This window comes from Hydrogenivirga sp., assembly GCF_056450045.1.
Map to the genome: position 1 here is coordinate 1 of NZ_JBWONM010000094.1, position 11,449 is coordinate 11,449.

The window sequence follows — 11,449 nt, forward strand, 5'->3', positions numbered from 1 at the left end:
AAGTACACCGACATTGAGCAGGCTATAGAGGAGATAAGGGAGGAGCTCAACGCGAGGAAGACCCCCTCCTACCCCAAGGCTCTCACCAAAGAAGAGGTTGAGAAGATATTCAGCAGGGTGAGGGGAAAGAAGTACGAGAAGATATATTCGCTATTCCTTTACAGCGGGATAAGGCTCGGGGAGTTTGAGATGCTCCAGCGAGAAAACTTCTACCTGGACAAGAGCGGGGTGCTGTGGATAAGGCTAGAACCTCACATGACTAAAAGAAACAAAGGCAGGCTCACACCCCTTATAGCCCCCGACAGAGAGGAGACCTACAGGATAACGGAGAGATTTTTGAAGTGGCTTGAGAACTACGAGGAGAACTTCTCAGTCAAGAGAGGGGTTCTCCAGGTTTACACCGACAGACTCTCAAAGAGACTCGGCATACCCTTCTCCGTCCACAGCTTCAGACACACCTACATAACCAACCTCGTCAACAGCGGCTTTCCCGTTGAGGTAGTGAAGGAGTTTGCTGGACACTCAAATATAAAGACAACGATAGAGACTTACTATAAGTTCAGCCAGAGGAGGGCGGAGGAGCTCGTCAGGAGCTTTTTGCTTGACTGATGCTTGAGTTTTACATACTCACCATATTCCCCGATATAGTTGAGTGCTACACCCGCTACGGGATCGTCCGTCAGGCAATAAAGAAGGGAAAGCTGAGGGTTGAGGCTGTTGATATAAGGAGCTTCGCTCCTAAGGGGCAGGTGGATGATACCGCCTACGGCGGTTTTCCGGGCATGGTACTAAAGCCAGAGCCAATATTTGCAGCCTACGAGAGTATTGTTAAGAAGCACGGGAAGCCCTACGTCCTGATAACCGAGCCCTGGGGAAGAAAGATTGACCAGAGATTCCTTGAAGAGCTTATCCGGAAGGAAAAGGTTATGGTCATATGCGGCAGGTATGAGGGAGTTGATGAGAGGGTTAAGTCCATAGTTGATGAGGAGGTATCTCTCGGAGACATCATCCTGAGCGGGGGTGAGCTCGTTGCCCTCACCCTCGTTGATGGAAGCGCCCGGCTCCTGCCCGGCGTCCTGAGCGAACCCCAGAGCTTGGAGGAGGACTCCTACCGGGGCAGGTGGCTCGGCTACCCCGTTTACACCCGACCGCGGGTATTCAGGGGCATGGAGGTCCCAGAAGTTCTGCTTTCGGGAAATCACAGGCTCATAGAGCTGTGGAAGCTCTGGCACCGGATAGAGAACACCCTCAGGAAGAGACTGGACCTCGTTCCTGAGGATCTCACCCCCGAGGAGGAGGAGATAATCAGAAGCATAAAAGAGGGGGTCAGCTTTGAGGAGTGGCTCAGGCTCAAAGGTCTTTCATGAGCTTCCTGAGCTTCTCTATGGCTTCTCCCTTTATCTGGGAAACCCTTGATATTGAGCAGCCGAGTATCTGGGCGATCTCCTTCAGGGGAAGCTCTTCATAGAATACGAGCTGGACAACGAGCTTCTCCCTTTCATCAAGCTTCTCTACGGCATCCCTGAGCTTCTCCACGAGGTCCTTCCTTATTATCTCCTCTTCAACGTCGGTCTTCTTTGAGCCTATCACCTCCTCGTAGCTCCTCCTCTCCTCGGTGAAAATGTCATCAAGGTTGAGTATGTAGGAAAAGGATATTCTGCTCAGGTCGTGCTGGAGGGCTTGAAGGTCCTCACCGAGGTAGTCGGCTATCTCCTCATCGGTGGGCTCTCTACCGAGCTCTTCTGTGAGCTCCTTTAGAGCTTCCTTTATCCTCCTCTCCTTCTCCCTTATCCTCCTGCTACCAAAGTCAAGGCTCCTCAGGTAGTCATACATAGCTCCCCTTATCCTTATCTTCAGGTAGCTCTCGGGGTTCTTCTGGGCATCAAGGCGTTCAAGGGCTTTAATCAACCCTATTATCCCGTGACCTATGAGGTCCCTTACGTCTATCGTAGGCGGTACGTGCCTCTTTATGGTAAAGGCTATGCTCTTTACGAGGGGGAGATACTGGAGTATTAGCTCCTCTCTTTCCTTCTCCTCAAAGGTGTACGGGTTGTTTTTCATCTCCCAAGCAACCTTGCCACAACGCTGTCCCAGAAGCTCCTCCTCCTGGGAGAAACGTCGGGGCTCATTTTGGAGAGAATATTATACGCATCCTCCATAAAGCCGCTCTCAAAGGGGTCCTGCTCTATTATCTTCCTTATTAGGTTCTTCCTGTGCTTTATGTTCCCCACGTGGCTCAGCTTTGCGGTGGTGTACCTCTCGGTAAGAAGCCTTATGCTCTCATATACCTTGTTCCCCTCCTTGTCACTCTCAACTTTGTTCACCACGAGGTAGAAGTCTTCTGTTTCGTTCTCCCTGTTGATTATCTTTATCAGGGCGTAGGCGTCCGCAACCGCCGTTGGCTCTGGTGTAGTTATCACGACCGGAAAGTCGGCGGAGGAGACCACCGCTATGGTGTCATCGTGTATTCCGGGGGGCGTATCAAAGACGACGTAGTCGTAGTTATCTTCCGCAAGCTCCTGCAGTCTCCTGACGAGGTTCACCACCTGCTCCTTGGGTAGTTTGGCAAGCTCGTATATGCCGTTACCGCTTGAGATGAAGGAGAAGTTGTCCCCTATCCTGACTATAACCTCCTCAAAGGATGCATCGCCGTAAAAGAAGTGGGCTAAGTTCTTCTGGGGTGTTATCCCCAGCATGAGATGTACGTTGCTCAGACCAAAGTCCGCATCAACTATGAGAACCCTCTTTCCGCTATCGGAAAGGCACCTGCCTATGCTCAGGGAGAGGATGGTTTTCCCGACACCACCCTTCCCGCTCGCTATGGCGATGTACTTGGTACCCGTTTGGGCACCTTCCCTATGCCTCAGGTGAGTTGCCTGCTGATTCAAGCTCATGCCTTTCCTCTAATATCAATTTCGCCAAATACTCGTAATCTGCCATGACTATGTCATCGGGAACTGTCTGTCCTGTGGTAAAGCACAGAACGGGAAGCTTAGTCCTGTAGGCTACATTTATGACGTTTCCGGGGTAGGATGTCTCATCCAGCTTGGAGAATATGAGCCCCTTTATGGGAAACATGCCGAACTGCATTATCACCTCGTACATGACGAGCTCCGAGAGGTTGGCACTGAGAGTAAGGTAGATGTGGGTGTCCGCATTCTCTAAGAAGAGCCTCAGCTCGTTCAGCCTCATCCTGTCGTGCTGGCTCCTGCCTGCGGTGTCAACGAGGACTATGTCCCTGCCTTCCATCTCGTCAATAGCCTTGAGGAACTCCTCGGGCGTGTCTGCAACCCTGAAGGGGAGCTCCATTATGTTTATGAACGCCCTCAGCTGTTCAACCGCTCCAACCCTGTAGCTATCAAGGGTTATTACCCCCGGTCTCTTCCCAGCCCTCTTGAAGAGATAGGACAGCTTCGCTATGGTTGTTGTCTTACCCACACCGGTAGGTCCTATCAGAACCATCACCTTTGGCGTGTCCTCAAATATCCTCTCTCCCTCTATCACTATGTTCCTCTTAAGGCTCTCTATCAGGGAGCCGTGCACCTCATCTTTGAAGTCCAGCTTTCCCAGCTCAATGTCGTAACCGCAGGCTTCCTCTATCAGCTTCTTGGCTATCTCCTTTCTAACTCCTTTATAGGTCATGCGGGACAGAACCCTCTGTGCCCGAAGGGAAAAACCCTCCTCCTTTTCGCCCTGCACCTCCTTCTCATCCTGGGTGCGGACCGTCTTCATAACCTCGTTTAGGGTTGTTTTCAATCTCTCCAGCTCTTCATAGACCTTGACCTTTTCCTCAAACTCCTTCTGGAACTCTCCCTCCTCACTCGGAATCCCTACCGTAACCTCAAGGAGGGTTGATTTGAAGAAGGGGATGAAGCTCCACCGCCTCCTTTTCACTATCCGCGAGGACAGAACTACCGCGTTATCCCCGTAGGTTCTCTTTAACTCCTCCACCGCCTCCTGCAAGGAGCTCACTATTATCTTCTCAGTCCTCATCTATCAAACCTAATATCTTCATATTAACCTGTTTTTCAAGTTCATTATAGGACAGGACGGCAAGCTGGGGTAGGTAGGGCTCAAGGGCTTTCCTCACGTAGCGCCTGATGTTTGCGGAGGTCAGTAGGACGGGCTGTGCCTGAAACTGGACGAACTTCTCAATCTCCTTGGCTATCTTTCTGTACAGCTTGTTCAGCATGAGGTCTATGAACTCATCCTCCCTGTTCTCGTTTATCAGATGCACGAGCTTAGCCTCAACCTTTGGCGACAGGGCTAAGGCGTAGAGAACTCCGTCCGTCATGTACATTCTCGTTATCCTCTTTGAGAGGTTCTGTCTCACGTACTCGGTGAGAACGTCGGGGTCCCTCGTTTGGTCAATGTAGTCGGCGAGGGTCTCAAGGATGGTTAGCAGGTCGTTGACCGGAATTCCTTCCCTGAGCAAGTTCTGGAGCACTCTGTGAACGACGGATATAGGGACCTGTTCGGGGACTATGTCCTGGACAACTTTGGGATACTTCTTTGCGAGCCTGTCAATGAGCTCTATAACCTCGTTCCTTCCGAGGAGCTCGTGAAGGTTTCTCTTTATCACCTCCGAGAGGTGGGTGATTATCACCGTGCTTATGTCAACCACCATGTACCCCTTCTTCTGAGCCTCATCCTTCTTGCTCTCAGATATCCAGTACGCCTTCATACCGAAGGAAGGCTCCTTTGTCTCTATACCCTCAAGGGGTCCCCTCGTGGTCCCGAGGTCAACCGCTAGGTAGTAGCCGGGCATTATCTCGTAGGAGTCCACCTCTATACCCTTTATCAGTATCCTGTACTGATTGGGCTGGAGCTTCAGGTTGTCCCTTATGTGAACTAAGGGGACTATAACACCGTACTCCTGGGCTATCTGCTTCCTCATGGTCCTTATCCTCTGGGGGACCTCACCTCCCTGGCTCTCATCAACGTAGGGTATAAGACCGTAACCCACCTCCATGGTTATCGGGTCCGGCTGGGGAAGGAGCTCCTCCTCCGTCTCCTCCTTCCTCTTTGCCTCCTCTTCCTTCTGCTCCTTGACCATCCTCTCAAGCTCCCTAATCTGCTTCTCCTTGAGGCTCCTATTGAGCAGATAGTAAAGACCGCCCAAAACTCCAGCCATGAGGAAGAAGGGTATCTTTGGGAGTCCGGGTATGAGCCCTATAAATAGGAGGAGGGCTGAGGAGAAGAGCAGAGCCTTTGGCTCCTTTGAGAACTCTTGGGCTATCGCACTACCCACCTCTTCGGTTGAGGAGCTCTTGGTGGTTATCAATCCTGCGGAGGTTGAGAGTATGAGAGCTGGAATCTGGGAGGCGAGACCCTCTCCAACCGTGAGGAGGGTGTAGGTGTTGAGGGCGTCCATGAAGTCCATCCCCTTGAACACAAGACCGACTATCAAGCCCCCTATAAGGCTGAGGAAGAGTATCAGGAGGGCTGCTATCGCATCACCCCTTATGAACTTGCTCGCACCGTCCATGGCGCCGTAGAAGGAAGCCTCCCTCTCAAGCTGCTGTCTCCTCTGCTTTGCCTCCTCTTCCGTTATCAGTCCGGCGTTCAGGTCTGCGTCTATGCTCATCTGCTTACCGGGCATGGCGTCAAGGGTGAACCTTGCGGCAACCTCCGATATGCGCTCCGCTCCCCTCGTTATGACTATGAAGTTTATGACTATGAATATTAGAAAAACTATGAGTCCGACGACCACATCCCCACCGACGACGAACTTTCCGAAGCCTTCAATTATGTGACCTGCAGCGTCCGTGCCCTCGTGCCCGTAGAGCAGTATCCTCCTCGCCGCCGCGATGTTGAGAGATAGCCTGAGCAAAGTTCCTATGAGGAGTATCGTGGGGAAGGAGGATATCTCAAGGGGGGTTTTCACGAAGAAGGTAAGGATGAGAACGGCGAGAGCGAAGGTTATGCTCGTAGCCAGGAGGACATCAAGGATGAAGGCAGGAATTGGGATTATTATCGCGGAGAGGATTATTGCGAAGGCTAAGATTATCCAGGCTTCTCTGTACTTCATTAATTACACTTTTTAGTATAGGTGGCTTTATCCGAGCACGCAAGAAGGATGCTTAAGAGTCTATACTTCGCCCTCTTTGATACGGGCGAGACCATACTGGGTGCCCTCGTCTTCTCCACCTTCTTCCCCCTGTATATAACCAAGTACATAGACCCAAAGCTCTACAGCTTCCTCTATGGGCTCTCCTTCCTTCTCTCCTTCTTTATAGCCCTCCACCTTGGGAGGTATGCCGACAGAAGAGCACTGCGAAAGCCCCTCTTTACATCCTTCGGACTCCTCGTCTCTCTTCTCTGCCTCTCCATAGGGTTCCTGCACGCCTACCCTTACCTCGCCCTTCTGAGCTTCCTCCTCATGGCTGTAGCCCACCAGCAGGCTTTCGTCTTTTACAACTCCCTGCTCCTTGGCTTCGGCTCAAGGGGAGCTACCTCTGGTATGGGGGTAGCCTTCGGCTATCTTGGCTCAGCCTTCGCCCTCCTCTTTCTCGCTGAGAGGCTGAAAGAACCGGAGGTTTACTTCCTCGTCAGCTCTCTATTCTTCCTCTTCCTCGTGCCGGCTGTCGTGGGCTTGGAGAACCCTCCCCAGAGGGGAAAGGTGAGTATATCTGAGGTCTTCAGAGACAGGGGCTTTATCCTTCTAATCCTCTCCGTGCTTAGCCTAACGGAGGTAGCTAATACCCTGATAGCTATGATGGGGATATACCTCAGGGAGGTGTACTCCCTTGATAGGGTTGAGATATACAGGGTAATAGGGACCTCCGCCCTCGGAGGTGTTCTGGGAGGGCTGCTTTGGGGAAACCTCAGTGACAGGCTCGGGGTTGAGAGGGTTTTCCCCGTTGGCTTTCTGCTCTGGACCCTGTTTCTGATAACCCTTCCGATTGCCCCTCGGGAGCTCATCATCCTTTGGGGACTCTTAGCCGGTGTTCTCCTGTCCCACCTCTGGACCCTGTCAAGGGTTCTCATCCTAAACCGCTTTCCCGAAGGGGAGGCTTCCCTGAGGCTCTCCTTCCTGTCGCTGACCGAAAGGGTGGCTTCAACCACCGGGCTCATGCTCTGGAGCCTCCTTTTGCTCTTAACTGGAGACAACTTCAGGCTATCCGCGGGGATGATGTCCCTACTCCCACTCTTGGGGATGGCTATCTACCTTCTCTCCAAAAGGTATAATATCTCCCATGCTCATAGCGGTTCCCCTGACTGACAGGGACTTCAGCGACAGGGTGAAGGAGGCAAGGGATAAGGGGGCGGACCTTGTAGAGCTCAGGGTAGACCAGTTCAGCAGGACGGAAGTTCAGTACGTGACCGAGCTTTTAGAGCAGGCTAAGGATGTGGGGCTTGGCACCATTCTCACGGTCAGGATTCCCTCCGAGGGAGGAAGGGAGGTCTCCAACAGGAGGGAGATATTTGAGAAGGTCGCCCCCCTCTCCGACTACACCGATGTTGAGCTCTCTGAGAGGGAGCTAATTATCTTCGTGAGGAACGCTGTTGAGAGAGGCGGAGGGAAGATGATACTCTCCTTCCACAACTTTGAGATGACACCTCCCAACTGGGTGATAAGGGAGATAATCAGGGAGGGGCACCGCTACGGGGGAATTCCCAAGGTGGCGGTGAAGGCTAACTCCTACGAGGATGTGGCAAGGCTCCTGTGCGTGGGCAACCAAGAGAAGTACGAAAAGATCCTGATAGCGATGGGGGACAGGGGCAGGGTTTCCCGCATAGCGGGCTTTATCTTCGGCTCAGTTATCACCTACGCCTCCCTCGGTGAGAGCTTAGCCCCCGGTCAGCTGCCGCTGGAGGAGGTGGTTAAGCTGAGGAAACTTCTCTATGAATGAGTGGTAGAGGAGATTGGAGCTGAAGTGAAGGAGGATGGGAGCTAAGATTGAGCCACTCCTAACATAAACGTAGCCGAAGGCTAAGGAGGGAAAGAAGACGAGGAGGGAGTTCAGGGTAGGGAAGCTTACCAGGTGAGCTAAGGAGAAGAGAAAGGAGACCGTAAGGTTGCCAAAGGACCCCATCAGGTAAGCTCTGAAGAAGACCTCCTCAGCGGTGGCGATGCCGAGCTGGTTCAGAACCCAGGCCAGGCAGGAGAGGTCGGGCGGAAGTAAGAGCAAAAGGGGCAGGAGGGGAGAGCCGTAGAGGACACCCTTCCCGTAATCTTTGAACCCAAGCTCCCTGTCGGATAGAAAGAGAAGGGGAAAGAGCATATAAATGGGAACGAGAAACTCAGCTTTGGGGAGGAACTTGGCGAGGACTAAGAGGAGGAGAAGCCCCGTGTAGGCTATGGCTCGCTGTCGCATCCCTTCAAACACCACATATGGTTTAGGGGACCGCTACCCTTCCCGATACTGAGGGAGTTCTCTATAGCTCCCTGAACATACTCCTTAGCTTTGCTGATGGATTCGTGTAGGTCAAGTCCCCTTGCGAGGTAGGCGGTTATGGCTGCGGAAAGGGTACAGCCTGTCCCGTGGGTATTCTTCGTCCTGACCCTGTCACCAACGAAGTAGTGAAGCTCCTCCCCTCCAGTGTACAGAACATCTATAGACTTGCTCCCTTCTAAGTGTCCTCCCTTTATGAGGACAGCCCTCGGACCCATGGAGAGAAGCTTCTTCGCGCACAGCTCCACCTCCCTCAGCTTCCTTATCCTCTCCCCACAGAGGACCTCAGCCTCCGGAACGTTGGGGGTTATCAGAAGAGCGAGGGGGAAGAGCTCCCTAACGAGCACTCTCAACCCTTCCCTGCTCAGGAGCTCCTTTCCACCCTTTGAGCTCAGAACCGTATCTATCACCAATCTCTGGACACTGAACTCCCTGAGAGCTCTTGCAACAGCCCCGACTGTATCAGCGTCGGCGAGCATACCCGTCTTGACAGCATCAACCCCTATATCCTCAAGGACAGCCCTTATCTGGTCGTAAACAACCTGCGCAGGCAGGTCCTTCCTGTAGAGGACACCTTCGGTGTTCTGAACCGTGAGGGAAGTTATTACGCTCATTCCGTAAACGCCGAGGGCTGTGAAGGTCTTTATGTCAGCCTGAATGCCAGCTCCACCGCTCGGGTCTGAGCCTGCTATTGTGAGGGCTATGGGAACGCTCATGAGATTAATATACTCAGAAGAAGCCACCTATAACGAAGTGAACCCTTGAGTTAGAGGTATCACCGGGGACCTTCTTTGTCTTGAAAGCCCAGTCAAGCCTTATGGGAGCCATAGGGGTTATGAACCTTACCCCTATGCCGTAGCCTCCCCTCCAGTTCTTTGGGTCAAAGTCCTTCCAGCTGTCAGCTCCGAGACCTGTATCGTAGAAGGCTCCGACATAGACCATCTCGTGGAGCTTGTAGTTGAGTTCAAAGTTCAGTATCAGCTCCTTGGTTGAGCCTATCGGGTCGTAGTTCTGGTCAACGACGCCCGCCATACCGTAGTCGTAACCCCTTATAGTGAAGTCACCCCCCACGAAGAACCTCTCGTCAAGGGGAACCTCCTTACCACCGTAAGGCCGAACGAAGCCAACCGTTCCCTTAGTGGACAGGACGAAGCCCGTGTCAAAGTAGGTGTCTTTGAAAAACTTTGAACCCGTGAGCTCAACCCTGTGGAACTTCTCCGTCCCGCCTAAGACTGGAACCGCCACCGTATAGCTCAAGCTCGCATATGAACCTTCGGTTGGGAAGAGGAAGTAATCCCTCGTATCCCTTGACAGGGAAAATATGAACTTCCTTGACTCTCTCCTCCCCTCCTGCTCCTTCACAAAGGTTGAGGCGGTGGGGTCAATATCCGAGTACTTTATCCTCTGGAAGCTCAAGCCCAGAGCCCACCTCCAGTACTCCCAGAACTCCTTTGAGAAGGTAGCGCTTATCCCTTGTCTCTCCACGGTGTAGGTTGTGTACTCTATCCTCCTGTCAAAGAGCGACCAGGTGAGGTCAACGGGTTTTCCAAGGAACCACTTGTCGGTGTAAGAGATAGAGTTGTCCCTGTACTGGGAACCGTAGCTCACCGAGAGCCCGAGTATATCTCCCGTCCCGAGGAAGTTCCCCTTCCTGAGGGAGATAAAGCCTGCCAGCTTTGTCACCTCGTTGTAAGAGAGACCCACCGAGAACTGCCCCGTGAACCTCTCCCTTATCTTCACCAAAAGGTCCCACTTGTCCTCCCCGGCGGGGAAGGGCTGTATCTGGACGTCCTCGTAGTAGCCGAGGTTAAGTATCCTGCTCCTTGAGCGCTTTATCCCTCCCTTTATGGCGAGCTCCTGCTCCTGAACCCTCAGCTCCCTCCTTATCACGTAGTCCCTCGTCTCGTAGTTCCCCTTTATCTTTACCTTCCTCACATACACGGGTTTGCCTTCGTGAAGCTTGAGCGTTACGCTGACCTCCTTCTTCTTGGCATCTATCTTCCTGTCTTCCTCTATCAGGACGTTTGCAAAGCCTATCTCCGCATACCTGTCCCTTATGTTCCTCTTTATATCGTCAACGACCCTTACCCGATAAAAGCCTCCCTTCCTCCTGTTCTTCTCAAGCACATTTCCAACAAGCTCCCTGTAGGCGTAAAGGGTGTTTCCCTTTATCCTGAGCTCCTTTAGCCTGTAACGGGGTCCCTCCTCTATGAATATGTATATGTCGCGCCTGCCATCCTTCTTCTCAACCTTGTAATCAACCTCAACCTCCAAGAACCCCTCCGACTTGTAGAACTCCCTTATCCTCTCTATATCCTCCTTTAGAACCTCCTCACTGAAGGGGGGCTTGAGCCTGAAGATGAATATGTTTCTGTCCTGGGTCTGCATGAGGTCCTTAAGGTCTCCGTCGGAGAAGGTTTTGTTCCCCTTGAAGACTATATCAACTACGTACTCCTTCTCCTTCTCCTTTATGTGAAAGACGAGCTTGGAAGCACCCTTCTTGGGAACTATCTCGTAGCTTACCTCTACATCGGGGTATCCCTCCTCCCTGTATATCTCCTTTATCCTATCAATCAGGAACTTTATATCCTTTTCCGACAGAACCCTTCCGAGCTTTATCTTCCTGTGTATCTCAAGCCTCTCTTCAATAGCCGGGCTTGAGGTATATCCCTGTATGAGCTCGTTTACGTCTAACTTGCCCACCTCCGTTTCAACACCGAGCTTATCAGCGAGGTCCTCATCGTCCAGCTCCTCATTTCCCTCAAACTCAATCTTGTAGATCACGGGAAGGTCCTCAACAACGTAAAGGAGCCTTACTTTATCTCCCTCTTTGAACTCGTGAACCTCTATCTTCCTGAAGAACCCGGTCCTGAAGAGCCTCCTTATGTCCTCCCTGACCTTGTCTATTGAGAACTCCGCCCCCTCCTTTGTGACGAGGAGCTCCTTTATAAGCTCATCGGGAACGTACCTGTTGCCTCTTATCTCTATCTTTGATACGGTCAGGGCAAAGGACAGAGTAAGGGTTATCAGAAGTGATAGGAAGAAGAGGA

The 11,449-nt window shown here is 52.2% G+C and carries 11 protein-coding genes; 4 read left to right on the plus strand and 7 right to left on the minus strand.

Translation table 11 applies throughout. The features are described 5' to 3' along the window. Both AC1HCM_RS04000 and trmD read left to right on the plus strand, forming a co-directional pair. Nucleotides 1-609, plus strand: a 609-nt coding sequence (locus AC1HCM_RS04000) for a tyrosine-type recombinase/integrase (protein WP_479460489.1), incomplete at its 5' end; no start/stop codon positions are given. Continuing rightward, the gene (gene trmD, locus AC1HCM_RS04005; RefSeq protein WP_479460490.1) at nt 609-1,367 is read left to right on the plus strand and encodes a tRNA (guanosine(37)-N1)-methyltransferase TrmD; all 759 of its coding nucleotides are present in this window, start codon (nt 609-611) and stop codon (nt 1,365-1,367) included. The genes AC1HCM_RS04000 and trmD, both read left to right, overlap by 1 nt. Here trmD and AC1HCM_RS04010 read toward each other — a convergent pair. From AC1HCM_RS04010 to flhA, 4 genes are read right to left on the minus strand one after another with little or no spacing between them, the layout of a single operon-like run. Then, complete coding sequence (locus tag AC1HCM_RS04010) at nt 1,351-2,061, minus strand: sigma-70 family RNA polymerase sigma factor (RefSeq protein WP_479460491.1); 711 nt, start codon at nt 2,059-2,061, stop codon at nt 1,351-1,353. The genes trmD and AC1HCM_RS04010 overlap by 17 nt on opposite strands. Beyond that, complete coding sequence (locus tag AC1HCM_RS04015) at nt 2,058-2,894, minus strand: MinD/ParA family protein (protein WP_479460492.1); 837 nt, start codon at nt 2,892-2,894, stop codon at nt 2,058-2,060. Before AC1HCM_RS04015 ends, AC1HCM_RS04010 begins: the two co-directional genes overlap by 4 nt. Continuing rightward, complete coding sequence (flhF, locus tag AC1HCM_RS04020; protein WP_479460493.1) at nt 2,857-3,993, minus strand: flagellar biosynthesis protein FlhF; 1,137 nt, start codon at nt 3,991-3,993, stop codon at nt 2,857-2,859. Before flhF ends, AC1HCM_RS04015 begins: the two co-directional genes overlap by 38 nt. Further along, a complete protein-coding gene (gene flhA, locus AC1HCM_RS04025) occupies nt 3,983-6,031 on the minus strand; it encodes a flagellar biosynthesis protein FlhA (protein WP_479460494.1) in 2,049 nt (682 codons plus the stop codon). Before flhA ends, flhF begins: the two co-directional genes overlap by 11 nt. 48 nt (nt 6,032-6,079) lie before the next feature. Here flhA and AC1HCM_RS04030 point away from each other — a divergent pair, with 48 nt between their 5' ends. Both AC1HCM_RS04030 and aroD read left to right on the plus strand, forming a co-directional pair. Next, a complete protein-coding gene (locus AC1HCM_RS04030; protein ID WP_479460495.1) occupies nt 6,080-7,225 on the plus strand; it encodes an MFS transporter in 1,146 nt (381 codons plus the stop codon). Beyond that, the gene (aroD, locus tag AC1HCM_RS04035; RefSeq protein WP_479460496.1) at nt 7,200-7,856 is read left to right on the plus strand and encodes a type I 3-dehydroquinate dehydratase; all 657 of its coding nucleotides are present in this window, start codon (nt 7,200-7,202) and stop codon (nt 7,854-7,856) included. Before AC1HCM_RS04030 ends, aroD begins: the two co-directional genes overlap by 26 nt. On the opposite strand, the gene AC1HCM_RS04040 is transcribed toward aroD, so the two are convergent. The 3 genes from AC1HCM_RS04040 to bamA form a co-directional block, all read right to left on the minus strand. Then, complete coding sequence (locus tag AC1HCM_RS04040; RefSeq protein ID WP_479460497.1) at nt 7,794-8,321, minus strand: CPBP family glutamic-type intramembrane protease; 528 nt, start codon at nt 8,319-8,321, stop codon at nt 7,794-7,796. The genes aroD and AC1HCM_RS04040 overlap by 63 nt on opposite strands. Next, nucleotides 8,303-9,115, minus strand: a complete 813-nt coding sequence (thiD, locus tag AC1HCM_RS04045; RefSeq protein WP_479460498.1) for a bifunctional hydroxymethylpyrimidine kinase/phosphomethylpyrimidine kinase — start codon at nt 9,113-9,115, stop codon at nt 8,303-8,305. Before thiD ends, AC1HCM_RS04040 begins: the two co-directional genes overlap by 19 nt. A gap of 13 nt (nt 9,116-9,128) precedes the next feature. Continuing rightward, nucleotides 9,129-11,449 (minus strand): outer membrane protein assembly factor BamA (gene bamA / locus AC1HCM_RS04050; protein WP_479460499.1); only part of this gene is annotated, 2,321 nt, incomplete at its 5' end.

Bases quoted from the DNA above. Each gene is read 5' to 3' on its own strand.
- AC1HCM_RS04015 (WP_479460492.1), bottom strand. From the start codon at position 2,894: ATGAGCTTGAATCAGCAGGCAACTCACCTGAGGCATAGGGAAGGTGCC.
- aroD (WP_479460496.1), top strand. From the start codon at position 7,200: ATGCTCATAGCGGTTCCCCTGACTGACAGGGACTTCAGCGACAGGGTG.
- AC1HCM_RS04040 (WP_479460497.1), bottom strand. From the start codon at position 8,321: ATGCGACAGCGAGCCATAGCCTACACGGGGCTTCTCCTCCTCTTAGTC.
- flhA (WP_479460494.1), bottom strand. From the start codon at position 6,031: ATGAAGTACAGAGAAGCCTGGATAATCTTAGCCTTCGCAATAATCCTC.
- flhF (WP_479460493.1), bottom strand. From the start codon at position 3,993: ATGAGGACTGAGAAGATAATAGTGAGCTCCTTGCAGGAGGCGGTGGAG.
- AC1HCM_RS04030 (WP_479460495.1), top strand. From the start codon at position 6,080: ATGCTTAAGAGTCTATACTTCGCCCTCTTTGATACGGGCGAGACCATA.
- thiD (WP_479460498.1), bottom strand. From the start codon at position 9,115: ATGAGCGTTCCCATAGCCCTCACAATAGCAGGCTCAGACCCGAGCGGT.
- trmD (WP_479460490.1), top strand. From the start codon at position 609: ATGCTTGAGTTTTACATACTCACCATATTCCCCGATATAGTTGAGTGC.
- AC1HCM_RS04010 (WP_479460491.1), bottom strand. From the start codon at position 2,061: ATGAAAAACAACCCGTACACCTTTGAGGAGAAGGAAAGAGAGGAGCTA.